Origin of the sequence: Vibrio sp. SCSIO 43133 (assembly GCF_023716845.1) — a bacterium.
Classification (GTDB): domain Bacteria; phylum Pseudomonadota; class Gammaproteobacteria; order Enterobacterales; family Vibrionaceae; genus Vibrio; species Vibrio mediterranei.
The window spans coordinates 2287115-2311868 of the sequence record NZ_CP068024.1 but is presented as its reverse complement, the minus strand read 5'-3'; the positions used below and the strand labels follow the sequence as shown (position 1 = coordinate 2311868).

Below are 24754 nucleotides of genomic sequence, written 5' to 3'. Positions count from 1 at the left end.
GTAGCTATCTAGGGTCTTTAAACTTAGGTCTACAAAATGATTAAAAACGAACTCAAAACTCCATACTTCATGATTAATGAAGACAAACTGGTTGAGAACCTAGAGAAAGCAAAACACCTTAAAGAGGTCTCTGGCGTAAAGCTAGTGCTGGCGCTTAAGTGTTTCTCGACTTGGGGTGTGTTTGACATTATTAAACCATACTTAGATGGCTCAACCAGCAGTGGTCCATTTGAGGTAAAACTTGGCTACGAGACTTTTGGTGGTGAAACGCACGCATACAGTGTTGGTTACACCGAAGACGACGTACGCGAAGTGGCTGATATTTGTGACAAGATGATCTTCAACTCGCAGTCTCAATTAGCCGCTTATCGTCATATCGTTGAAGGCAAAACGTCCATTGGTTTACGTCTTAACCCGGGTGTAAGCCATGCAGGGCAGGACTTGGCCAACCCTGCTAGACCGTACTCTCGCCTTGGAGTGCAAGCCGATCATATCGACCCAACAATCTTCGATTCTATCGATGGTGTTATGTTTCACATGAACTGTGAAAATAAAGATGTCGATGCATTTATCGGTTTACTTGATGCTATTTCAGAGCGATTTGGTACTCATCTAGATAAGCTCGATTGGGTTAGTATGGGGGGCGGTGTGTTCTTTACGTGGCCTGGTTATGATATCGATAAACTTGGTGCTGCATTGAGCGCGTTCTCTAAAAAGCATGGTGTGCAGCTCTACCTAGAGCCAGGTGAAGCGATCATAACTAAAACGACTGACCTAGTTGTTACCGTTGTGGACATTGTAGAAAATGAGAAAAAGACGGCGATTGTAAATTCTGCGACGGAAGCGCATCGTCTGGACACGCTCATATACGATGAACCCGCTTCGATTTTAGAAGCCAATTCAGAAGGTGATCATGAATACGTCATTGGCTCATGTTCTTGCCTAGCTGGTGACCAATTCTGTGAGGCCAAGTTTGATGAGCCGTTAGAGGTGGGGCAACGACTGCATATTATGGACAGTGCTGGCTATACCATGGTGAAACTCAACTGGTTTAATGGTCTGAAGATGCCGTCAATCTACTGTGAGCGCTCAAGCGGTCAGATCGAAAAGCTTAATGAGTTTGGTTACGATGACTTTAAATGCTCATTGTCACGGTGGTCGATTAGCTAAGTTATTCTGACTAAGTTAACACTTGCCTGTGACACAAAAACACCCTACCTTTTAATAAAATAAAGCAGACTCAAAGGTCTGCTTTATTTTCTCTTATTCCGATATTCTGAGAGTGCCACCCGTTATGAAAAACAGATTCGCCAAACTCCTCTGGGCTTCATCAGTGCTGTTATTGTCAGGTTGTGTGAGTTACAGCATCACTGAACAAGAAATGACGAATTATCTCAATGACAACCTACAACTCAACCAATCTATTGGTGTTGAAAACGTCATGTATGCCAAGCTTTCAGTCGATGATCTTCAGGTCAAAATTGGACGCTCTGACGCTGATCGTGTAGCGGTATTTGCCAACACCAAGGCTCAACTACAGTTGTTGGATGAACAGGATATTAACCTTGATTTGGATATAGAGTTCAGTGCCATACCTAGATATGAACAAGAAAGTGGTGAGATTTTTCTACAATCACTCCGTCTAGAAAAAATTGATCAAGAAGGGCAGCTTCTAACCCCAGAAATCAAGAAGCTGATTAAGCCCGCAGTAAGTATGATTGGTGCCGCTGTATCTACCTATCCTGTTTACAAACTCGATAGCAATACGGTTAAAGAGGCGCTACTGAAATCCTCTAATCCAGAAGTTGTGATAAAGAACAACCAGTTAGTAATAGAGTTTTTCGAATAGCTTCTTATAGCCCGTCAAATGATCACTCGTTAAACGACAATCAAATATGGCTGCGCATTAACTGAGTTTAGGCGCAGTACTGTCTCTTACTTCGAGATGGTAGGGAATAAAGCTTACGTGGTCGGTCAAATCCAGATCGGGCTTTTCAATCAGCATATGCAGTAAATGTGCACTGGTTTTACCTGACTCCTCAAAGTCATAAACCAGCGAGGTAATCTTAGGGTTGTAATAACGAGACATATTACCACCACCAACGCCACACACGCTGACATCCTCTGGGACCTTAAAGCCATGTTCAAGTAAGTAGGTAATCGCACCAATAGCCATTTTGTCGTTGGCAGCGAAAATAGCGTCTGGGCGCTGCATTCGCTCTTCATAAAGTTCCTGACAGGCGGTATAACCACTTTCTACAGAGAACTCACCATTGACCATCATATCGGCAGAAATGGGTAATCCATGCTTTTCTAAACTGTTTAAGTAACCTTGCTTTCGTTTCACACCAACAGATACGTCACTTTCAGATACACCGATAAGCGCAATATTACGATGTTGCGACGCTACAAGATAGTCAATGATTTCTTCCACCGCCGTCACTTCGTCGAACAGCACACAAGGTGTTCCATCGGTGGTGGATTGCCCCATAACTACAACGGGTTTGCCTACCTTTCTGATTTTTTCTTTGTGTTCACTCGTAATCGTAGTCGCGATTAGGATGATGCCATCGACTTGCTTTTCTGCAAATAAATCGAGAAATTCTAGCTCGCTTTTTATGCTGTGGTTGGTGTTACCTAAGATGATACTGTAGCCGTTATTGGCAAAGTATTGATCAATGCCAGCGATGTTGTCACCAGAGGAGGTGGCGTTTATTTTTGGAAGAATAACTCCGATAGTCTGACTGCGTTTTGAATGCAGTGCTTTGGCCAAGGCGTTGGGGCGATAGCCCGTTTCATCAAGCACTTTTTGAATGCGCTTTCGAACGGGCTCACTGACATAGCCAGAACTGTTTAAGACACGGGAAACACTTGAAATTGAAGTTTCTGCTAACTTGGCTATTTCTTTAATTGTCGCCATTTCCCGTTAATCCTTTGGTCAGTAATCGTATTTAATAAAGCGCTTGATTATACATGACTTTCCAGTTTCAAGTGTGATTTTTGACTGATCGGCTTGCGGGAACACGCGAGATGTAAACACGGCTTCACCATGATTGATGAAGACTTCAACAATAGACTGATCAAAGAAAATCTGCAGATTGAGGGATTGCTCACTGTCTACTTTGCACTGTCGTTTCCCCGGTAAATAGTCGGAGTTTGAACGATCTAAAGTGACTACGCCAGTCTCTGCTTGATAGTTTAATGCCAGCCAACGGTCACCTTCATCTGATAACTTGATCGTGACATCATCAGTAATATGCTCGATATCCAGATTCAATTCAAAGCAGTGGTTGCTGTCCAGTGATAAGTGATTCTGATTGGTAAGCTGCACCTCTTCAAACGAAGACATCGCACCGCGCAAAGATTCATGCTCGCGAGCGGGTTGTTGATACATCTTCCCATCAACGACGGAAAGCTCTCGCACTAAGGATAAAGCGTGAATCCAGTCATTGGTGACGCTAGGTTGTTCATCTTCCTCAGGAATACCAACCCAAGCACTCATCAGGCGGCGTCCATCAGTCGATTCGGTGGTTTGCGGAGCATAAAACTCAAACCCATGATCGAGTGGCTCAAAGTTGCCGTGTGTATAGCACGTATTTAGGTAATCCATCTTACCTACAAAATAGCCATTATTGTGGCGATTTTGGAAGCTTAACCCGTTGGGCTTAATTCCTTGTGGGCAACCTATCAAAACATCAGTGTTATCTAGATGGAACAGATCTGGGCATTCGAACATATAGCCAAAGTCGCGAAGTCCATTGATCTGGTTGCCAGCAATTGGGCCGAGAAACGTCCAGTTAGAAGCATCTTTTGAGCTGAAAAGAAGCACCTGACCAAGTTCATCATTTGTCTGAGCACCAAGCACGCAATACCAAGTGCCATCGTGTTGCCAAATTTTAGGGTCGCGAAAGTGCGCCGTATATCCCTCAGGTTGTTTTGGGATAACCGGGCCTATTTTCTCGAAATGAATGTTGTGGCTATCAATAGATTTGGCGAGACATTGAGTAGTAAGACGAACACCGTCGTCGGTTTTTACATTTCCGGTATAGAAAAGATGAAGTCGCTCATCCAATACGAACGCGCTACCTGAGTAGCAGCCGTGGCGATCGTAGCTTTCGTCTGGGACTAATGCTTGACCTTGCAGTGTCCAGTTTACTAGATCCTGACTGGTGCTGTGTCCCCAATATTTTGCCCCGTGCTCACAAGCGTGTGGGTTCCATTGGAAAAACAGATGATACTCTCCATCGTATTCAATAAAGCCGTTTGGGTCATTAATCAGTCCGTACGGTGCAGTTAGGTGAAACCGTGGGCGCAAGTGGTCAGCGTTTGGTTGGTGCGACACTGAAGATTCGCTTTGTGAACACAGTTCTGTTGAAGTCATTGCTATTAATACACTCTGTAGTTGGACTTGTTGCTAACACTGAATTATTCAATGTTTTAAAACGAACCGTGGCGGTGACCCTAAGGTACACCGCCACGAGGGGAAGTTTACTTATCTAAAGCAACCGTCATCTTTGCTTCGTTGCGTGTTGGTTTTACTAGTAATTTAGTTAGCATTGCTGCGCTACCCATACCAATAACAATCATCACTAGGTACATACCAAGACCATTACCTAAGTAGGCAGGAATAGCTGGAATGAAAGTGACACCCATAACAGATGGTGCGATGTGCATGATGGTTGCGAATGCACCCGCAATGGCACCGCCGATGATACCTGATACAAATACACGGCTATTAGTTAGCGTCACACCAAACAGAAGTGGTTCAGTGATGCCGAAGAAACACGGTACGATTGAAGAGTAGTTAAGCGCTTTTTGTTTCTTATCTTTGATCGACATGGTGTAGGCAATCGCTGCGCCTGCTTGACCTGCCATTGATGCAGTAATCAGTGCATTTAATGGGTTGATCTTGATAGTCGATAGGAAGTTAAGCTCTACAACCATTAAGCTGTGGTGAAGACCCGTTACAGTTAGAACCTGTTGTAGACCGCCAAAGATTGCACCGCCGATGCCCATTGGTAAGTTAATAATTGATTCTGTAGAAACCATTACGCCATGTTCAACAATGTTGAATACCGGGCCAATAATGAATAGACCTGCTAGCATGCCAATAGTGATCGTCAAAAATGGAGTAAAGATCAGCGAAACCACTGATGGCATCCATGAGTTAATCCAACGCTCTAGGTTAGCGCCCAAGATACCTACAATTAGAGCTGGAATTATGGTGCCTTGGAAGCCTTGAATCTTAAACATACCAATGCTCAGCATTTCTGCGTTACCGCTTGCCACATCCCATGCGTTTGGCAGCATCGGTGCGATAAGCATTAGACCCAGCACCATGCCGATAACAGGCGTACCACCAAAGCGTTTAAAGGCAGACCACACGACAAGCGCTGGTAGGAAGATGAATACCGTATCAGTTACAACTTGCGTCATAGTGAGTAGCTCAGGAGAGAACTCAAAGCCTAGCTGTTGGGCGAATCCGCGTAACCCCATGAACAGACCGGTCGCAACCAGCACGGGAATCAAAGGAATGAATACGTCTGCTAAAGAACGCAGGGCCTTTTGGAATGGGCTCATGTTTTCGTAAGCAGCGCCTTTCGCGCTCTCAAGTTCGCCATCTAGTTCTTGCTGGATAAGGGCGAAGACCTTGTTAACTAAGCCTGTGCCAAGGATGATTTGGTGTTGGCCCGATTGGAAGAAGTAACCAGCTACATTATCTGTTGATTTGATTTGGTCGACATCGATAAGTGCATCATCTTTTACAACAACACGAAGTCTTGTCGCGCAATGTTCTAGGGCTCGAATATTATTTTTTCCGCCGAGAGCCGCAAGCAAGCGGACCGCGATTTTCTTATTCATTTGTTCTATCCTGATACGTTTTAAGAAAAGGTTTTCACATAACATGAAAAGGTTTTCATGTTTCAATATGGTAAGGTTTTCACATTTGCATCATTCGATCAACTTGATCAGTAGGATTAAGTATAGTTTTTATTTATGGTTTTGAAGCTTGTCACAATTGTTGAGCAGCTCAACGCGGCGTTTGTTATGTCGAATAAGCGCCAGAGTGCTATGCGTATTAATGAGCATCGTTGCTTTTGTTTTAGAGGACAATTGAAAGCATTGCTGTTGTTGGCGGGTCTATATGTTCAGTCTTCTTTATTGGAGGAGAGGCAAATGCAGCTGCGATTAACTCTTTTGGTCTTCATATTGTTGTCGTTTCCGATATCACTATTGGCGAAGGTGCTCAATGGATTCAACATAGACAATGCATCTGTGCCCTCACAATTCATTCAAAAAGGCGGGCCACCTAAAGATGGCATTCCGGCACTCAATCAGCCCGAGTTTATTAAAGGCAACGAGGCAAAATTTATGCATGCACAGGATATCGTATTGGGGTTGCAGGTTGGTGATGTGGTGAAGGCGTATCCTATTCGAATTCTCAACTGGCATGAAATCGTTAATGACCAATTCAGCGGAACACGTTACGTTATCAGTTATTGTCCATTATGTGGCAGTGGAATGGCATTTCTTAGCCAGCCGACGGGAGAGCGTGAAGCTCTGGATTTTGGAGTTTCTGGTTTGTTGTATAACTCAGACGTACTTATGTACGACCGCAAAACTGAATCGCTATGGTCCCAAATTCATGGTGAGGCTATAGCTGGAGCATTAGTTGGCCGTAAACTCAAACAAGTGCCGCTTACACTTAGTCGTTGGTCGAATTGGCTAGCTCGTTACTCTGACTCGCTAGTTCTCTCCACCAACACAGGTTATCAACGCGATTACCGGAGAGATCCTTATGCGGGTTATGGAAAAAACGCTGCCATCTACTTTCCTGTAGCAAATCAAGCACCCAATGAGTATCACCCGAAAGAGATGGTATTAGGGTTTAAAGTGGAGCAGTCAACTATCGCGTTTCCATTTAGTGAGATATCTCAGTTAGCAACTCAGCAGCAAAGCTTTGAATTGGGCGGGGATCGCTATTATGTTCACTGGGATAGCAGCAACCAGTCAGCTTGGATAACTGATGAGAAGGGTGAAACCCAACCATCAACCTTACTATTTTGGTTCGCGTGGTACGCTTTTTATCCAGAGACCCAAGTCTATAAATGGCAATAGACAACAATACGTGTCGTGAGAACGTTGCGTTACGTTAACACGACACGAACGGTTACAGCTGTGACAAAAGTTAAGATAAAGCCGCTACGATCGCTTTTCCGACAGCGTGTGCGCTGGTTGGGTTTTGGCCTGTGATTACACGTTCGTCAACAATTACAAACTCTTGCCAAGGTTGTACTTTGCTGTACTGAGCAGCGGTGCGTGCCAGTGATTCCTCAAGTAAGAAAGGAATATCGCCGATAGTGCCGAAGTCGATTTCTTCTTCTCGTGTAAATCCAGTGACTGACTTCGATGCCAGTAATTTGCCGCCATTGCTCAGAGTAATAGGTAGAAGAGCTCCGGGGCCGTGACACACTGCTGCAATTACACCACCTTGCTCATAATGAGTAGCTGCAAGCGCAGCGAAATCCTCGTTACTTGATAGATCAGATAGCAATCCAAACCCTCCCGGGTAAAAAATAGCATCGTAATCATTGATATTGATTTGTGAGACAGGAATGGTGTTGTTAATACGATTCTGAAACGCCTCGTCCGTTAGGATTTCTGTATTGACACTGTCACCCTCGATGTCAGTACCGTAAAGTGGCGCTTTGCCACCTTTAATGGATGCGATGTCATAGTCATAACCTGCCGACTGGAGTTCACGTAAAGCGTGAGTGAGTTCTGGAGCGTAAGTTCCGTTTGCTTGGTCTGTCTCACCTAATGTTGCATGGTTAGTGACGGGAATAAGTACCTTTTTCATCGTTATGTCCTTCTGGCTGATTCGTTGTTGTAATTACCTTAGTTATACTAATTGCTAACTGATTTGGTGATAATATAGCTAAATGACAAAATATTATTGCTATATGACAAAGGTGAGATGTGGATAGCTTTGAAGGAATCAACGAGTTTGTAGCGGTAGCAGAAAGCCACGGTTTTTCTGCGGCAGCTAAGCAACTTGGTTGCAGCACAAGTCATGTGAGTCGACAGGTATCGCGTTTAGAAGAACGCTTGGGCGTCGCTTTGCTTGCCCGCTCCACTCGAATGGTGAATCTCACACAGGCGGGGCAGGTGTATTATCAGCAGTGCAAAGACTTAGTTATTGGACTTCAACAAGCTAACGAGCAGCTTAGTTCCGAGCAAATACAGCTAAATGGCACTTTAAGGGTGAGTGCCGCTGGTGCGTTTGCCGAAAACCACGTTGCTCCTGCATTGATGGAATTTGCGAAAGGGTACCCGGAACTAACGGTTGAGATGGATTTTGATACTCGAATGGTCAATTTCATCGAAGATGGTATCGATTTTGCGATTCGGTACGGCCGATTAAGTGATTCGGGATTAGTTGCCCGGAAGCTGGTGGACAGGCCAATGGCAGCCGCGGCCAGTCCTGAATATCTAGAACGATACGGAGTACCAACTCATCCTGATCAACTTCGACACCATAGTTGTATCATCGCGAATAATGACCATTGGGTATTTGAAGATAATGGCAAACCGATGGGGAGTATTCGAGTAGATGGACGTTGGCGCAGCAATAACTCCAGTGCTGTGGTCAATGCTTGTGAACAGGGGTTAGGCATTGTCTATATGCCAAAAAGCAGTTTTAGTGACGCTTTCCATAACGGGCGACTGGTTCCCGTCTTAATACCCTATTGGGGCAAAGGCTCTAGTAGTTGGATTGTTTATCAGAATCGACGGTTTTTGCCAATGAGGGCTCGTTTAGCGATAGACTACTTGGTTTCGCATTTCGCCAACTGGCAGGAGTGATGGAATCAGGTAGTACCCAGTTAAGGTCTCAAATGATAAACTGCGGGCAATTTCATTTGATATTGATAAAGGTAGTGAAATGAATCCAATAATTGCAATGCTAAAAGAGAACAACATCAGTGATGAGCAAATCAGTGAAATTTTTGAAGTACTGACACAGAACCCTCTTGCAGCAATGGCAACAATCAGCCAGCTTGGTTTGCCACAAGAGCAGCTTCAAGCGCTAATGGGTCAAGTTATGCAAAACCCTGCGTTGATCAAAGAAGCAGTTGAAGAGTTAGGACTTGATTTCGCAAAAGTTGAAGCAGCAAAAGAGCAACTTCAAAAGTAATCGTTTGAGATTCCTCGTCGCCGTTTCAGGGCCTGCAGGCTCTCAAATGGCGGCTTGACTTACAAAGCGCCCACAACATCCTTTTCCTTATCGATCCATTTCGCCAGCGTCATTGTCCATACTTAACAATACAAAATCTCAGTTGCTTCTGTGAAACGAAATTAATACCCTTTTAGGGTTATTTCTTACCCTTGTAGCCACTATGGACTCCATTAAATACTACGTATTGCAGCTCGAATCTCCGATTGTTTTTTATCCAAGCAAAAATAAGCTTGAAGTCGATGGTGCAGAACTGCATTTAGAACCATTGCAATCTCGTTTGTTGAAGTATTTTGTTGAAAACCAAGGGCAAGTCCTGACGACTCAACAAATCGCAGACAGTGTTTGGCAGCGTAATCATGTATCGGACAATTTGGTTCGCCAAGTGATTAGCTCATTAAGAGGCCAGCTTAAAGACAAAACGCGGCCTTACCGTACGATCAAAACTATCCCGAAGAAAGGGTACCTATTTGATCTTGAAGTGATTGCTCACATTGAAAAAGCACCACAAGTCGTCGCGGTTGAAGTCGATGATATTGAGGAGCCACAATTTTCGGAAAAAAGTGGGCGCAAAGGCGGTAACAACAAGCTTTGGGCTACCCTTGCTGGGTGTTTAGCGATATTGGCAATGGCGTCATGGATTGTCACTTATATTGTTGAAGAGAACACAGACATCGTGGCAGAAAATACCAATCCGCTTGGTACTGTGCCGGTTTATATCCATGATATTACTTCAGATTCGATGCAAGACTATCAACTGTCGGAAAGCGTTTACAATTATCTATTCTATGGCCTCAACTCGTCGCGAGCGTTAACCGGCTATCACTTTTCCCAGTTGTCTAAGGAGAGTAAAGCGGCATTAAAGCAACAGGGTATTGAGCTTAAAGGCTGGCTTAAAAAGAGCGGCGAGAGTGAGTTCTTACTTACTTTGATGATTCAGAACAACCAATTACCATCTAAGAATCAGCGTATTGAAAAATCTTTCAACAAAGAAGATTTTTTCACCGCTATTGGCGATGTAGTATTGGAAATTAAGGCGTTGGTAGAACCTAAAGAAGACGGGTATGAAGTGACCAGTCATCGTGTGAGTGCCATTAATAACTACGATGATTGGGAAGTGATTTCAGACGGTATTTCTCAGTTCTACTTAGGTGGCGGAAACGATGCCTTTGTAAAGCTCTCACCTATGCTAGAGAATATTCAGTCTCAAGGTCGCGGTAACTATTTAGTCAGTGCTTTACTCTCTTACTCAGCCTCCGTTGACTATTTGCAATCGGGTGATGCTCAGACACGCCTTGAGAGTCTTAAATTGGGACAAAAAGCGTTCGAACTTAACCCTCGTTGTGATATCGCGAACCTGACGTTAGGGCTTGCCTTGTTGTTAAACCAACGCGCTGACCAAGCCATTCCTTACCTTTTCTATGCTGCAGAGAGCACGCCAACTCCCATTGGCTACTACCTATTAAGTGTGGCTGACAAACAAGTTGGTAATCTAAAAGGTGCCGATTTTAACTACCAACACTATGTCGCGATGAAGAAAGAGAGTGGTGGGCAACTCTATGATTTAATTGAATCTTTACAAAAATCAAATTTAATTCAAACCTTGCCATAGTTCATAGGGCTACGGAGAATGGTTTATTTGAATTTACTTTGTAATTAACGCCGATTGCCTTGCATCAAGCGTCTTTAATAAAGGCAAACTCATAATTGTTCTTGTGTTATTTATGCTAACAGGAACAAAAAATGTTAAAGAAGCTCGCGTTTCAAATCATTCCAGTGCAAATCTTTTTATTTGTATTCTGGTTTAAGAATGGCTTTATCGACAAGGTAATGGGCGTACTACTTGGGGCTGTCACTCCTGAGACGGCCTATGCGGGTGATACTTGGGCCGGATGGAAAGGCTATATTGTGGGGACATGGGATAAAAGTCAGGTTGGTCATGCTTTGTTAAGTCCAACATTCGACTTCATGTTTCCGATTCTGATTTTGTTGCAATGCCTACCTTTTATTCTCATTATTCGTTCGGTATTGAATCTAGAATTTATGACTGATAGAGAACGTCCTTGGTTGCTTTATTCGGCAATCGCCTCTCTTTTCGTCGCAGGTTGTATGGCATTTACTCAAACGATTTCGGGTGCTAGTGATGGTCAGTACCTATGGCAATTTATGGGCTTTAGTATGGTCGCGATTATGTATATCCGAAATGAGCAAAAGCGTTAAACTAATCGAATAATGATTTGATAAAGCAGTCAATGCACTGCGGTTTTGAACTCATGGCTTGCCATAACGAAACGTTAGGCAAGCCTTTGTTATTTTGTCAAACCGTTGCATTGGCTAGCGATCAAATCCTGCTTCGTCCTGAACAATGATGTCTTGCTCATGACTTGCTTGTATTAACCACGTTTTTATTGCGTCACTATTTAGCACTTTTTGTTGATACTGCTGCGCTAAAGGTGACAGTTTAATGCCATAGGTTCGGAAACGAAGTGCAACAGGAGCAAACATGGCGTCGGCAATGGACCAATCGCCAAATAACCATTGACCATCGTGCTTTGACATCTGCTCTGCCCATAAGGTGTCAATCCGTTGGATATCTTTTCTAGCTTCTGCAGAAAGTACGACCTGGCGCTTGGCTCGGCAGTTCATTGGTAATTCATTGCGTAGAGCCAAGAATCCAGAGTGCATTTCGCAGGCTACTGCTCTTGCCTTGGCTTTTCTCACGCTGTCATTTGGCCAGCAGCAACCATTGAGATATTGCTCATTAACATATTCTAATATCGCAAGAGAGTCCCAAACTGTAGTTTCGTCATCAATGAGTGTAGGAACCTTGGCTGTTGGCGTCAGCGTTTCAAGTGTGTGATAAAACTCGGTTGAAAACAGTTTGAGTTTTTCTACTTCGACCTCAAGCTGGTAATGCTCAAAGATAAGCCACGCACGTAATGACCAACTCGAGTAATTCTGATTTCCAATATACAGTTTCATATTTGACTCCTTTGCCTGTTTGATTTTGATACTAATCAATGGTGAGATGGGTGACTAACGCAAAATTTGAATGTATTTCATCAATGAAATCGATGGATTGGGGGCGATATGGATATCGATGCGCTGAGAAGTCTTCTCGCTTTTTCCGAGACGGGGAGCTTTACGCGAGCAGCAAAACAAATAAACCGAACTCAATCTGCGTTTAGCGCGCAGATGAAAAAGTTAGAAGCCGAAACTGGGGCTGTATTGTTTGAGCGTGACGGCCGGAATATGGTGCTAAGTGAAGCTGGACTATCATTGAAAGCACACGCTGAACGCATACTCTCCTTACATGATACCGCCTTGCACCAGGTGAAACGCTATCAAAACAAAACGGCGTTGAGGCTTGGTTGCCCTGAAGACTACAATGACACTGTCCTACCGAAAGTGGTGGCGGCAATTAACGAAGTTGAACCTACTTGTTCAGTTCAAATATTCAGTCAGCCCAGCATTATGCTAAGAGAGTGGTTAGACGAGGGGAAGTTAGACGCCGCGATTGTGACGCGAGCACCTGACAGTGAAGAAGGTTATTGGTTAGAGTCAGACAAAGGCGTTTGGATTGCGGGGCATGATTTTGATACCGCCATCACCCCATTGCCGTTGGTACTGTTTCAAACCGACTGTAAGTACCACGCCGCGGCGTTGGATAGTTTAACCAAGCGTGGGATCGCTCATCGACTACTTGCTTGTTGCAATACTGCTTCAGCTCAGCGAGCATTAGTGGCTAAAGGAATGGGCGTCGGTGCGATGGGGCGTCTAAGTACTAACAAAGACGTTAAGATACTAAACGGAATGCCACCACTCCCTAGTGTGGATATTGTACTGTTGACTGGCACTAATCCTCATCCAACGTTGGCGAACGTATTTATTAAACACCATTAAATGGTATTTTTCTTTGAGATCAAATGGTGTTGATATTCATTTATAAAATGGAATGCCTATCAATACGATAATTTGCCTTTCAATTAAATGGCAAATTATTTGTTTCTATAAATGAGTGATTTAAAAATATTCCACCAAATGTCAGAGAATTGTCAATCCACTAACCATTAAGTAGTAGTGTTGATTTTTATCAACAGTTTCTAAAGGTTTCGTTAGTAACATTCGCTCGATGATGCATAACTATAATCGAGCATGTCTTTATGAATAATAAACTGAAGCAATTATTGACGCCGTCGCTGACGCGTAGAGGGTTCATAAAATCCTCTTCGGCCATCGGCGGTCTTGCTGCTGCAACCAGCGCCATTTCTCTTCCTTTTAAATCTGCCCAAGCGGAAAGCAAACCACAATCAAACGATGAAAAAGTGGTGTGGAGCGCTTGTACCGTAAACTGCGGCAGTCGATGCCCACTGCGTATGCATGTCGTTGACGGTGAAATAAAGTGGGTAGATGCAGATAATACCGGCAAAGATGATTACGCAAACAAAGATGTCCAGGTGCGCGCATGCTTACGTGGGCGTTCTATGCGTCGTCGCGTGTACAATCCAGACCGCCTGAAGTACCCAATGAAGCGTATCGGTAAACGTGGCGAAGGCAAGTTTAAGCGTATTACTTGGGATGAAGCTTACACCGAGATCGTAAATAGCCTAGACCACATTAAGAAAGAATATGGTAATGAAGCGATTTATCTTAACTATGGTACTGGCACATTAGGCGGTACGGTCACCAAGTCATGGCCTCCTGGTAGCACGTTAATCGCGCGTCTGATGAACCTAACGGGTGGTTATCTGAATCACTATGGCGATTATTCGACGGCTCAAATTGCCAAAGGCCTGAGTTATACCTATGGCGGTTGGGCGAACGGTAACTCTTTCTCAGATACCGAAAACAGTAAGCTCATTGTTCAGTTTGGCAATAACCCAGCCGAAACACGTATGTCTGGCGGTGGTTTGATTCATCACTTGATTGAAAGCAAAGAGAAATCCAACGCAAGAATGATCATGATTGATCCACGCTATAACGATACTGCGGCGGGTCGTGAAGATCAGTGGATTCCTATCAAACCGGGTACTGATGCAGCGTTCATAGCAGCAATGGCCCACGTGATGATCAAAGAAGACTTGGTCGACCAAGAGTTCTTAGATACCTACTGTGTTGGTTACGATGAGAAAACCCTGCCAGCATCTGCGCCAGCAAATAGTGATTACAAATCTTATATTTTAGGTTTGGGTGAAGATGGTATTGAGAAAACGCCAGAATGGGCGGCACCAATTACTGGTATTCCAGCGGATATCATTATCAAGACAGCTCGTGAGATTGGTTCAACTAAACCTTGTGCAATCTATCAAGGTTGGGGTCTTCAGCGTACGCAAAATGGTGAAATCGCGTCACGTGCGATTGCCATGCTAGCGCTCTTAACCGGTAACCTAGGCATTCATGGCGGTGGTTCTGGTGCTCGTGAATCGGATTATAACATTCCGTTTGTGCGCTTCCCAACCTTAGAAAACCCAGTGAAAACGTCGATCTCTATGTTCCTGTGGACTGATGCGATTGTTCGTGGTCCTGAGATGACTGCGACACGCGATGGTGTGCGTGGTAAAGACAAACTCGATGTGCCAATCAAGTTCATTTGGAACTATGCGGGCAACTGTGTCATTAACCAGCACTCAGATATCAACCGTACTCACGATATCCTTCAAGATGACAAAGCATGTGAAATGATTGTCGTGATCGATAACCACATGACGTCTTCAGCAAAGTACGCCGACATCATTTTGCCTGACCTCACTACGTCTGAGCAGGCAGATTTCTGTATGGATGGTAAAGCGGCAAACATGCCTTACTTTATCTTTGCTGACAAAGCGATCGAGCCTCAATTTGAAGCACGCAGCATCTATCAAATCTGCTCTGATTTGGCGGAGCGCATGGGTGTGGGTCAGGCATTTACCGAAGGTCGTGACCAAGAAGGTTGGCTACGTCACTTGTATGCTGAAACATTGAAGTTAGACCCGACATTGCCAGATTTCGAGACGGTACGTCAGCAAGGTATCGTCAAACGTAGCGACCCTAATGGTCACTATGTCGCTTACCAAGCTTTCCGTGCAGATCCGGTGAATAACCCGCTTAACACACCTTCAGGCAAAGTAGAGATCTACTCGGAAGAGTTAGCTCGTATTGCTGCTGAATGGGAGCTGCCAGAAGGTGATGTGATTCATCCACTACCTATTTACGTGAGCACATCAGAAGGCTGGGATTCACCAAAACGCGATAAGTATCCATTGCAGTTAACGGGCTTCCACTTTAAAGCACGTTGCCACTCAACTTACGGTAACGTCGATGTGTTGAAGCAGGCCGCACAACAAGAAATGTGGATCAACCCTGTAGATGCTGAACGTCGCGGAATTAACAATGGTGACCGAATTAAGATCTTCAACGATCGTGGTGAAGTTCGAATTAACGCTAAAGTCACGCCAAGAATGATGCCGGGAGTTGTGGCTCTCGGAGAGGGAGCATGGTATGCACCTGACGGCAACAAGGTTGACCATAATGGTTCGATCAACGTTCTGACGTCTCAACACCCAAGCCCGTTGGCGAAAGGTAACCCTCAACACACTAACTTAGTCGAAGTTCAACTGGCAAATAAGGCGTAAGGACTAACTCATGAAACAATACGGTTTTTATATCGATTCGAGTAAGTGTACTGGTTGCAAAACCTGCCAGTTAGCTTGCAAAGACTTTAAGGATCTTGGTGTTGATCGCAGCTTCCGTCGAGTTTACGAATACGCAGGTGGTAACTGGATCGAAGATAACGGCACTTACCGTCAAGACGTGTTTGCCTATTACACCTCTATTGCATGCAACCACTGTGACGAACCGGCGTGTGCAAAAGTGTGTCCATCGGGTGCAATGCACAAACGTGAAGACGGCTTTGTGGTCGTGGATGAGAAGGTGTGTATTGGCTGTAAACACTGCGCTAACGCTTGCCCTTACGGTGCGCCACAGTACAGCAAAGAAAAGGGTCACATGACGAAATGTGACGGTTGTTTCGAGCGCGTAGCAGAAGGTTTTGAGCCAATCTGCGTCGGTTCTTGCCCACTTCGTGCGTTGGAGTTCGGTCCTATTGCTGAGCTTCGTGCCAAGTATGGAACCAACGCTGACGTAGCGCCACTTCCATCATCAACGTTAACGAAACCAAATATCGTGATCAAACCAAATCGTCATGCGCGTCCAACGAATGACACCACTGGTCACCTAGCAAACCCTAAGGAGGTTTAACATGGGATGGCATGAATGGCCTCTGATTTTCTTTACTGTATTTGCTCAAACAGCAGTCGGTGCGTTTATCGTAATGGGCTTAATCACATTATTTGGTAAGGCGGATGCACACGTTAAGACAGCGATAACTCGCAATATGTTTTTTATTTGGGTGTTCATGGGACTAGGCTTTATGGCATCAACCATGCACTTAGGTAGCCCAATGCGTGCAATCAATGCGTTAAACCAAATTGGAACGTCTTGGTTATCACGTGAGATCCTATTTGGTTCGATGTTCTTTGGTTTAGGTGGTTTATATTGGCTATTGTCTGTCATCAATAAAGGCAGTGAATCGATTCGTAAAGGGTTGATGGTAGCGGCGATGGTGATCGGCGTGGTCTTTATGGTCGCCATGACGAACGTCTACATCATTGATACGGTTCCAACTTGGGATACACCGTTTACGGGTCAATCATTTACGCTTACGGCTGTCATTTGTGGCGTGATGCTGTCACTTATTTTGATGCGTGGCGCTAAGTTGGAATGTCCACGTTTAGGCAAAGTCACGGCGATTGTGGCAAGTGTAGCCGCAGTGACAATGGCAATGGTCACTATGTCAATGGTCGCCAACTTGCCTAATATTCATTCTGCGATTGTTGCAGCTAGTGAGTTAGTGCCAAATATGGCAGAGATTCAAAACTTACGTTTTGTCCTAGTGTTTGTTGGCCTAGCTGCATGGATGTGGGCGATGCGCTCTGAGTCTCGTTCTATGCCGATTGCCGTCATTGGCTTTGCGATGGTGTTAGTTGCGGAACTCATCGGACGCAGCGTGTTCTTTGGTCTGCACATGACAGCAGGCATGTAGCAAAGATGAGAGCAGGCTGACCGGCCTGCTCTCATTTATTGGTTCAACTTAGTCATTTTTGAAATTTGGTAAATTCATGTCAGAAAATCAATCTATCGATCTACTTAGTCTACAAACCATGGCAAAGGTATTCGGTTCGCTGTTTTATTTCCCGCTTACCGACAACAACAACCAGACCTTATTGACTGCGTTGCTACAAGATGAAAACTTAAAAGACAGTGATCTTCAGGCATGGTGTCATCAGGTTAAAGGCGAAAGCAACGAAGCACTAAATCAAGACTTCTTCTTACTTTTTGAAGGAGGAGAGGCGATGCTGGCACCACCGTGGGGCTCAGTCTATATGGATAGAGAAGAGGTGATTTTTGGTGATACCACAGTAGCGTACCGTCAGTTTCTTCGAGATCACGATATTGCCTTAGATACTGGGATGAGAGAGCCAGAAGATCAAATTGGCTTAATGTTATTTGCAGTGAGTCAATTGGTTGAGCAAGAACACGACATTGAGTCGGTCAAGGCGCTGTTTTCACAGCACTTACTGACTTGGTGTTACCGTTATTTCGAGTTGGTTGAGAAGCATGCTTCAACTCAAAGCTACAAACAACTAGCTGCCTTGGTATCGCAATGGTGTGAAGCCGTTCAGGAGCTGTTAAATATTACGCCACTTGCCGTGAAACTGTATCGTTAGGGTTGGTAAGCGCTCATGATCAGAGATGAAAAATACTACAAAGCGTATATGGAGCACAAAACCATAAGTCGTCGTGGTCTTTTTCGCGCTTTGGCGAATGGCAGTACGAGGAATTCACCTGTAATGGCCAGTGATGACTCATTATCTGCTAAGTTAGATTGCCAAGAAGTATCACGAACAATCCCTAGACCACCAAAAGCTGTTGATGAGTTGCTCTATCAACAGATTTGCAATGCTTGTGGAGATTGCGTCAAGGCTTGTCCTGAGCAGGTTATTGCCATTGAAGATGAACTGGCTCGGCTTGTACTTGATTATGGGTACTGTAGCCAATGTGGAGAATGTAGCCAAGTATGCCCAACAGGTGCATTGCATGGACAGGACAACGATACTGGTTTGATTCCGCAGTTCTCGGATGGATGTCAAAATGCACTGTTTAGTGATTGCCACTTATGCCAAGAAGCCTGCCCAAAACAGGCGATAAGTATCAAGTCGTACAGCCTACCGGAGTTGGATAAGAAAGCTTGTGATGGCTGCGGACGTTGTAAGCAGGGATGTCCTTTTTCCACTATATCTATGGCGTTATCCATGCAGTAGCGAATACAAAAACAGCTCTATGTATTAACGAAGAGCTGTTTTTGATGGAGTTGAAGGTTAAGCTTTGATGATTCGAGCGCGGAAGTTTCGGCCCTTCATCTTGCCATTGGTAATCTTACCTAACGCTTGCTTAGCTATCGCTTTCTCGACAGCCACATAAGCACTCATTGGGAACATATTGATCTTACCAATTTGATTGCCGGAGAGTGTCTTATCACCGGTTAGCGCCCCTAAAATATCACCAGGGCGCAATTTTTGCTTCTTACCGCCTTGAATTTGAATCGTCACCATTTTTGCTTGAAATGGTTGGTTGGTTGACTTTGCAGGCAATTCGCTTGGTTCAATCGGCATATCCATGTACTCATCGATACGCGCTACAAGATAGAACTCTTTCTCGCTATAGAAGCTAAAGGCTAAACCTTTATTACCGGCGCGCCCAGTACGACCAATGCGATGTACGTGTACTTCTGGGTCGCGAGACAGATCATAGTTGAATACTGCATCGAGGTTATCGACATCGAGACCACGAGCTGCAACATCTGTTGCCACTAAAATAGAAACACTTTTATTGGCGAACTGTACGAGTGCTTGGTCACGATCTCTTTGCTCTAAATCACCGTGGATATCGATCACGCTAAAGCCACGATGATGCAGTTCATCCGCAACGTTCTGAACTTCTTTTTTAGTATTACAGAACACCACAGCAGACTCCGGTTGGTGAGTCAGAAGCAAGTTTTCAAGTGTATTATCACGTTCTTCGAGAGTGTTAGTTTGATAGAAGAACTGTTTGATGCTTGAGTGATCGTGCTTACTCTCTACCTTCACCACTTCTGGTTGCTTCATAACTCGAGCAGCAATGGTTTGGATTTGCTCAGGGAATGTAGCGCTGAAAAGCAGCGTTTGTCGCTCCTTTGGAGCTTGGTCGATAATAGCGTCTAAGGCATCTTTGAAACCCATATCTAGCATACGGTCCGCTTCATCAAGTACCAGAGTATTCAGTTCGCTTAGGTTGATACGACCTTTTTCTAGATGATCAAGGATGCGACCAGGCGTTCCCACTAGAATATGCGCACCGTGTTCCAGAGAACCAATTTGTGGTCCCATTGGCATACCGCCGCACAGTGTTAGTACTTTGATATTGTGAATACCACGAGCTAGGGTGCGAATCTCTTTTGCAACTTGGTCCGCAAGCTCACGAGTTGGGCAGAGAACAAGAGACTGCACACGGAAGCGCTTTACTCTTAAGTTGCTAAGTACGCCGAGAGAGAAGGCTGCGGTTTTTCCTGAACCTGTTTTTCCTTGGCCGATAACGTCCTTACCCGCCAAAATCTTTGGTAGTGCCTCGGCTTGGATTGGCGTCATGGAAGCGTAACCAAGACTGTCTAATGTGCCGAGTAATTCAGATGGTAAGTTTAAGGTAGAAAAGGCTGGAGTGTTCAAGAGCTGTCCTCAGTCGGTATGCAGAGCGGGTATTATCAACATTCCCGCTCTAGATGCTACTTTTATCTACGCTTTTGTAGATTTAGTAGTGAGGATAGCAGCTGAAGATTATTTTGCCGTTGGTTGTGCTGTGCTCATCCAATCGCGATATTCATTGGCGCCATCTTCACCTTCTGCTGGAGACCAAGGTGCGAAATCTTCTTGAGGAGTAGGGATGTATGCGCCTTCCTTGATTTCAAGGCCGACCGTGCCCGATTGCATACAAGCGTAACCATGCCAAGTGCCTGGTGGGATTTCGATAGCACGGTTAGTTTCTGGTGAGAGACTGTGACGCTCTGTGAGGTTGCCTTCATCATCAAAAATCAATAAATCCAGTTGCCCTTTAAGAACAAGGAATAATTCCCATTTGTGCTCTTCACTATGACGGTGAGGGCGCATGTAGGTTTCTGGCTCTGTAGAGATGAACAAACGCTGAACGCCAGCGTCCAATTGCTCGTGTAGGTTATGATGACTGCGTTTGCGTGGCGCTTCTTTTGCGTTTTGCGCAAATGTATCGAAGTCTTGGTTGCTGATGATTTTTAACATGACATTGTTCTTTGAAGTGTAAAGTGTCGATATTCTACCGCCTCGATAAAAAAGTTCAGTAACAAATTGCCGCCTTCGTCCGCTGTGGGATAAAGTTTAGAAAATTCTAGGTAAAAACCAGTTAGATTGTGATGGCAGTTCCAGAAATGTTTGAAAAAGCTGTACGATCTGATCAGAGTGGTATTATCGCATTGTTTAGGAAATAACCCGTAAGTAAGGTGGTACAGCAGTGGAAGCAGTCATCAGCCAACTCAAAAAAGACTTTTATGCACACCTTAAATCTGCCAATGGTGCGAGCTCGGGTGAGTCTTCCCAGACCATCTCTCTATTAACAAAAGAAGAGTTAGCGGAACTGGAAAATGTGTGGGTCCAACTCGCTGTATGGAAACAAAAACAAGCGTAAGACCTATCTTTTTATCGCCTAACTAAATGATTTTTATGGGCCTCGAGTATTGATACTCGGGGCTTTTTTAGTTTCTTATAAATAGTAATTGTTATAATATAACAATTACTATATTGATCTTATTGTTGAAAAGTCGAGTACTAGCCCCCATAGTTCACTTTATGGAGAATAGAGCGATGGCTGAGATAAGTTCATTACTAGCCTCAGATAATCTAGTGAGAGAGACTATGGCGGAAGTACGTGCCAGAATACAATTAAAAGTCGGTTCCAGGAGTGATATAGACGCAGAGATGCTGTCGTTTCGTGGACTCAAGACAGATAAAGAACATGTAGCGATTATTTTTAAATCATCTGACAAGACCCAATCTTTACCTTTGGTAAGGATGCATTCAGAGTGTCTTACCGGTGATGTCTTCCACTCGTCACGTTGCGATTGTGGTGAGCAATTGGAAGAAACCATTCAGAAAATGGGCGAAGAAGGCGGCATCATCCTGTATCTACGCCAGGAAGGGCGAGGAATCGGTCTTTACAACAAACTAGACGCCTACAAGCTTCAGTCTGATGGTATGAATACGTATGAAGCCAATAACCATTTAGGGTTTGGCGATGACTTACGTGACTTTACGGAAGCCGCTCAAATGCTTAAAGCGCTGGACGTACACTCTATTCGTCTGGTCACTAACAATCCTAAGAAAGTGCGCGAGCTTCGCGAGCACGGCATCAATATTGAAGAAGTTGTGAATACGCACGCTCATATCAAAGATGGTAATGAAAACTACCTTAAAGCAAAGGTCTCTCACGGTAAGCACTACCTCAAGCTTTAGTCAGTAATCTAGGTCACCAATCATAAAATTGTTAGTAAAATGATAGAAAAGCCTCACTTTTGTGAGGCTTTTTTGTATTTATTCTTGAAAATAAATTGTAACTGAGTATTATCGCACTTCGTAGTATAAATGATAATAATTCGCACTACTGATAACTATTAAGCTCAACAAGGATGCTTTTCATGAATGTAACAACCATGGTGAAGGGTGCAGTGGCAGCCTCTCTTGTAATGACTTCAAGCGCTGCATTTTCTGCAGTTACTAAAGACCAAGTGGTAGAACACTATGCTGATCTGGCTCACGCGGTATTCGCAGATGCGCTAATTACAGCAAAAGATTTAGACACATCTATTAACACATTCTTGGCAAACCCTTCAGAGAAAGGTCTTGCCGATGTTCAACAAGCATGGCTAGCGTCTCGCGTACCTTATCAGCAAACGGAAGTATTCCGTTTTGGTAATGCTATCGTTGACGATTGGGAAGGACAGCTTAACGCATGGCCACTTGATGAAGGTCTTATCGACTATGTGAGTGCGGATTACCAATATGAGCTAGGTAATGAAGGTGCACAAGCGAACATTGTTGCTAACAAGAGCCTAAAAATTGGCGCGACAACTCTTGACGTTAAAGAAATTACACCTGAAGTCATTGCTAACCTTAATGAAGTTGGTGGCTCTGAAGCAAACGTAGCATCAGGTTATCATGCGATTGAGTTCTTACTGTGGGGACAAGACCTTAACGGAACCAACGCAGGTGCAGGTGAACGTCCTTATACTGACTATGTCGTCGGTGAAGGTTGTACTAACGGTAACTGTGAGCGTCGTGCGCAGTATCTTCAAGCTGCATCAAAACTGTTGATTCAAGATCTTCAATGGATGGAGAAACAATGGTCAGCTTCCGAGAAAGGCAACTACCGCTCTGAACTACTCGCTGACAAAGCTGACAACGGCATTCGTAAGATGCTATTTGGTATGGGTTCACTTTCTCTAGGTGAGCTTGCGGGTGAGCGCATGAAAGTGGCTCTAGAAGCCAACTCTACTGAAGATGAGCACGATTGTTTCTCTGATAACACGCATAACTCTCACTATTACAACGAGCAAGGTATCTATAACGTTTACACGGGCACTTACGTTCGCGTTGATGGAACGTTAGTTGACGGTCCAAGTATCGCTAACCTTGTTGAAGCAAAAGACAAAACAGCAGCGAAAGAGATTCAAAAGCAATTTGATCTTGCACGTGCGCAAGTAGGCAAGCTTGTTACCTCGGCAGAAAAAGACAACCAACACTTTGACCAGTTGATCGCGTCTAATAATCCTCAAGGTAACAAACTAGTGAATGAGACCATTGTTGCACTTGTCGCGCAAACTGGTTCAATTGAGCGTGCCGCTGGCATCATCGGTATTGATAGCCTAAATCCAGATACTGCTGACCACGAATTCTAAGCACAATAACCATAATAAATAGGGGGCTACTGCCCCCTTTTGTCGATCTTTTTGTGAGCGCTGTATGTCAAGATCTTATCCTTTTTTAGCCACGCTACTATTTCTTTTTGTCGGCTCGGTGTTTGCCGGGTCTGAGTCTTCTCATCTGTCGGGCGGTAAAACCACAGTAAAAAAAGAGGGGCCTAACGCTTACTCAATGCCTGCAGCCAACTTGCCTATGTCAAAGCGACTAGATTTTAGCGTCGGTAACAGTTTTTTTAGAAACCCCTGGGTTCAAGCTCCCGCTTCCACAGATGCGAGGGATGGACTTGGACCACTATTTAATACCAATGGTTGTCAAAACTGTCATATCAAAGACGGTCGTGGTCATCCTCCTGAAGAAAATGACCAACATGCCGTATCTATGTTGGTTAGGTTGAGTATTCCGGCTGTGACTGTGCAGCAGAAAGCGGCCTATGAGCTTGACGGTGTAATACCTGAGCCGACGTATGGCGGTCAGTTGCAAGATTTTGCTTTGCCGAACATGCAGCCAGAAGGACAAATTGATATTACTTATGATGAGGTTGCGGTAAGTTTTAAAGATGGCACGGTCGTCATGTTACGCAAACCTAATCTCAAGATTGTTGAACTAGCCTACGGCGATATGCATCCCGACGTTTTAATGTCGGCACGAGTTGCTCCGCCAATGATTGGCTTAGGGTTGCTCGAATCGATTCCAGAGTCGACGATTTTAGCATTTGCTGAAGCGCAGAAAGCGGACAGCTCATCAGTAACAGGAAAGCCGAACTATGTAATGGATGTGCGCACCCAAAAGATGACATTGGGGCGTTTTGGATGGAAAGCAGGCCAGCCTAATTTGATGCAGCAAAATGCGGCCGCGTTCAATGGTGACGTAGGCTTGACAAGTTCGCTGTTTCCGAGTGAGAACTGTACCAGTAATCAGGACGTTTGTATGGCGCAGCACAGTGGCGGAGACCCTGAGGTGAGCGACAAAATTCTCAACTTCGTCGAGTTCTATACTCAGCATTTAGCGGTGCCTCAACGACGTAATATCGACGACCCTTTGGTTGTCGCAGGTGAGAAGCTATTCAACAATGTTGGTTGCCAAAACTGCCATAGAACAGGCATTCAAACCGGTACACAAGAAGGGTTGCCTGCCATTTCGAACCAGACGATTCACCCTTATACCGATATGCTATTACATGACATGGGAGAGGGACTATCAGACAATCGACCAGAATACGCAGCTTCAGGCCGTGAGTGGCGCACAGCACCGCTGTGGGGCATTGGTTACACGGAAGAAGTTAATGGTCACACCTACTTTCTTCATGATGGGCGAGCGAGAAATCTCACCGAAGCGATTTTATGGCACGGTGGCGAAGCAGAAGCCGCAAAACAAAACGTGTTAGCTTTATCTAAATCAGAACGTGATGCGCTATTGGCGTTTCTAAATTCACTGTAAGGAG

General features: G+C 44.6%; 24 protein-coding genes. 17 read left to right on the top strand and 7 right to left on the bottom strand.

Features of this window, described 5'->3' with window-relative positions:
- Nucleotides 1-36: 36 nt before the first annotated feature.
- The gene (gene nspC, locus JKJ11_RS10930) at nucleotides 37-1170 is read left to right on the top strand and encodes a carboxynorspermidine decarboxylase (protein ID WP_252038170.1); all 1134 of its coding nucleotides are present in this window, start codon (nucleotides 37-39) and stop codon (nucleotides 1168-1170) included.
- A gap of 124 nt (nucleotides 1171-1294) precedes the next feature.
- Nucleotides 1295-1849 carry a YceB family lipoprotein gene (locus JKJ11_RS10925; protein WP_006075496.1) on the top strand — a complete coding sequence of 185 codons (555 nt, stop codon included), beginning with the start codon at nucleotides 1295-1297 and terminating at the stop codon, nucleotides 1847-1849.
- Between the two features lie 57 nt (nucleotides 1850-1906).
- Here the strand turns inward: JKJ11_RS10925 and JKJ11_RS10920 are convergent, their stop codons facing one another.
- The 3 genes from JKJ11_RS10920 to JKJ11_RS10910 form a co-directional block, all read right to left on the bottom strand.
- Complete coding sequence (locus tag JKJ11_RS10920; RefSeq protein ID WP_006075497.1) at nucleotides 1907-2920, bottom strand: LacI family DNA-binding transcriptional regulator; 1014 nt, start codon at nucleotides 2918-2920, stop codon at nucleotides 1907-1909.
- An 18-nt stretch (nucleotides 2921-2938) separates the two neighbouring features.
- A complete protein-coding gene (locus tag JKJ11_RS10915) occupies nucleotides 2939-4381 on the bottom strand; it encodes a glycoside hydrolase family 32 protein (protein WP_252038169.1) in 1443 nt (480 codons plus the stop codon).
- Between the two features lie 107 nt (nucleotides 4382-4488).
- A complete protein-coding gene (locus tag JKJ11_RS10910) occupies nucleotides 4489-5862 on the bottom strand; it encodes a PTS transporter subunit EIIC (RefSeq protein ID WP_124939932.1) in 1374 nt (457 codons plus the stop codon).
- Nucleotides 5863-6177: 315 nt separating this feature from the next.
- Between JKJ11_RS10910 and JKJ11_RS10905 the strand changes: the two genes are divergently transcribed.
- Nucleotides 6178-7119, top strand: coding sequence for a DUF3179 domain-containing protein (locus JKJ11_RS10905; RefSeq protein WP_503060930.1), 942 nt, complete (start codon nucleotides 6178-6180; stop codon nucleotides 7117-7119).
- Nucleotides 7120-7189: 70 nt separating this feature from the next.
- Here JKJ11_RS10905 and JKJ11_RS10900 read toward each other — a convergent pair whose 3' ends face one another.
- The gene (locus JKJ11_RS10900; RefSeq protein WP_252038167.1) at nucleotides 7190-7861 is read right to left on the bottom strand and encodes a type 1 glutamine amidotransferase domain-containing protein; all 672 of its coding nucleotides are present in this window, start codon (nucleotides 7859-7861) and stop codon (nucleotides 7190-7192) included.
- A 119-nt stretch (nucleotides 7862-7980) separates the two neighbouring features.
- Between JKJ11_RS10900 and JKJ11_RS10895 the strand changes: the two genes are divergently transcribed.
- From JKJ11_RS10895 to JKJ11_RS10880, 4 genes are all read left to right on the top strand, one after another.
- Entirely contained in the window at nucleotides 7981-8865 is an 885-nt protein-coding gene (locus JKJ11_RS10895) for a LysR family transcriptional regulator (protein WP_198558013.1), read from the top strand.
- A gap of 79 nt (nucleotides 8866-8944) precedes the next feature.
- Entirely contained in the window at nucleotides 8945-9196 is a 252-nt protein-coding gene (locus JKJ11_RS10890) for a DUF2999 family protein (RefSeq protein ID WP_031497056.1), read from the top strand.
- 202 nt (nucleotides 9197-9398) lie between these two features.
- Entirely contained in the window at nucleotides 9399-10847 is a 1449-nt protein-coding gene (locus tag JKJ11_RS10885; protein ID WP_252038166.1) for a winged helix-turn-helix domain-containing protein, read from the top strand.
- A gap of 131 nt (nucleotides 10848-10978) precedes the next feature.
- On the top strand, nucleotides 10979-11455 hold the full coding sequence (locus JKJ11_RS10880; protein WP_006074864.1) for a hypothetical protein: 477 nt from the start codon (nucleotides 10979-10981) through the stop codon (nucleotides 11453-11455).
- 114 nt (nucleotides 11456-11569) lie between these two features.
- Here JKJ11_RS10880 and JKJ11_RS10875 read toward each other — a convergent pair whose 3' ends face one another.
- On the bottom strand, nucleotides 11570-12217 hold the full coding sequence (locus JKJ11_RS10875; RefSeq protein WP_252038165.1) for a glutathione S-transferase family protein: 648 nt from the start codon (nucleotides 12215-12217) through the stop codon (nucleotides 11570-11572).
- Nucleotides 12218-12325: 108 nt separating this feature from the next.
- On the opposite strand from JKJ11_RS10875, the gene JKJ11_RS10870 reads away from it, so the two are divergent.
- From JKJ11_RS10870 to JKJ11_RS10845, 6 genes are all read left to right on the top strand, one after another.
- Entirely contained in the window at nucleotides 12326-13138 is an 813-nt protein-coding gene (locus JKJ11_RS10870) for a LysR family transcriptional regulator (protein ID WP_006074866.1), read from the top strand.
- 260 nt (nucleotides 13139-13398) lie between these two features.
- Nucleotides 13399-15846: a DmsA/YnfE/YnfF family dimethyl sulfoxide reductase gene (locus JKJ11_RS10865; protein WP_006074867.1), complete on the top strand. Its 2448-nt coding sequence runs from the start codon at nucleotides 13399-13401 to the stop codon at nucleotides 15844-15846.
- A gap of 10 nt (nucleotides 15847-15856) precedes the next feature.
- Nucleotides 15857-16471 carry a DMSO/selenate family reductase complex B subunit gene (locus JKJ11_RS10860; RefSeq protein WP_063603757.1) on the top strand — a complete coding sequence of 205 codons (615 nt, stop codon included), beginning with the start codon at nucleotides 15857-15859 and terminating at the stop codon, nucleotides 16469-16471.
- Nucleotide 16472: 1 nt separating this feature from the next.
- Entirely contained in the window at nucleotides 16473-17315 is an 843-nt protein-coding gene (locus JKJ11_RS10855; protein WP_031494042.1) for a DmsC/YnfH family molybdoenzyme membrane anchor subunit, read from the top strand.
- 76 nt (nucleotides 17316-17391) lie between these two features.
- A complete protein-coding gene (locus JKJ11_RS10850) occupies nucleotides 17392-18000 on the top strand; it encodes a molecular chaperone TorD family protein (protein WP_240206100.1) in 609 nt (202 codons plus the stop codon).
- 15 nt (nucleotides 18001-18015) lie between these two features.
- Nucleotides 18016-18594, top strand: a complete 579-nt coding sequence (locus JKJ11_RS10845; protein ID WP_252038164.1) for a ferredoxin-type protein NapF — start codon at nucleotides 18016-18018, stop codon at nucleotides 18592-18594.
- Between the two features lie 57 nt (nucleotides 18595-18651).
- Here the strand turns inward: JKJ11_RS10845 and dbpA are convergent, their stop codons facing one another.
- Together dbpA and JKJ11_RS10835 are read right to left on the bottom strand one after the other, a co-directional pair.
- The gene (dbpA, locus tag JKJ11_RS10840) at nucleotides 18652-20034 is read right to left on the bottom strand and encodes an ATP-dependent RNA helicase DbpA (RefSeq protein WP_252038163.1); all 1383 of its coding nucleotides are present in this window, start codon (nucleotides 20032-20034) and stop codon (nucleotides 18652-18654) included.
- 108 nt (nucleotides 20035-20142) lie between these two features.
- Nucleotides 20143-20619, bottom strand: a complete 477-nt coding sequence (locus JKJ11_RS10835; RefSeq protein WP_006074874.1) for a WbuC family cupin fold metalloprotein — start codon at nucleotides 20617-20619, stop codon at nucleotides 20143-20145.
- A 229-nt stretch (nucleotides 20620-20848) separates the two neighbouring features.
- Between JKJ11_RS10835 and JKJ11_RS10830 the strand changes: the two genes are divergently transcribed.
- The 4 genes from JKJ11_RS10830 to JKJ11_RS10815 all read left to right on the top strand — a co-directional run bounded on the left by JKJ11_RS10830 (nucleotide 20849) and on the right by JKJ11_RS10815 (nucleotide 24750).
- Nucleotides 20849-21022 carry a hypothetical protein gene (locus JKJ11_RS10830; RefSeq protein WP_006074875.1) on the top strand — a complete coding sequence of 58 codons (174 nt, stop codon included), beginning with the start codon at nucleotides 20849-20851 and terminating at the stop codon, nucleotides 21020-21022.
- A 176-nt stretch (nucleotides 21023-21198) separates the two neighbouring features.
- Nucleotides 21199-21846: a GTP cyclohydrolase II gene (locus JKJ11_RS10825; protein WP_006074877.1), complete on the top strand. Its 648-nt coding sequence runs from the start codon at nucleotides 21199-21201 to the stop codon at nucleotides 21844-21846.
- 182 nt (nucleotides 21847-22028) lie between these two features.
- The gene (locus tag JKJ11_RS10820; RefSeq protein ID WP_006074878.1) at nucleotides 22029-23288 is read left to right on the top strand and encodes an imelysin family protein; all 1260 of its coding nucleotides are present in this window, start codon (nucleotides 22029-22031) and stop codon (nucleotides 23286-23288) included.
- Nucleotides 23289-23352: 64 nt separating this feature from the next.
- Nucleotides 23353-24750 (top strand): di-heme oxidoreductase family protein, encoded by a 1398-nt coding sequence (locus tag JKJ11_RS10815; protein ID WP_252038162.1) that lies wholly within the window; start codon nucleotides 23353-23355, stop codon nucleotides 24748-24750.
- The last annotated feature ends 4 nt before the right edge of the window (nucleotides 24751-24754 follow it).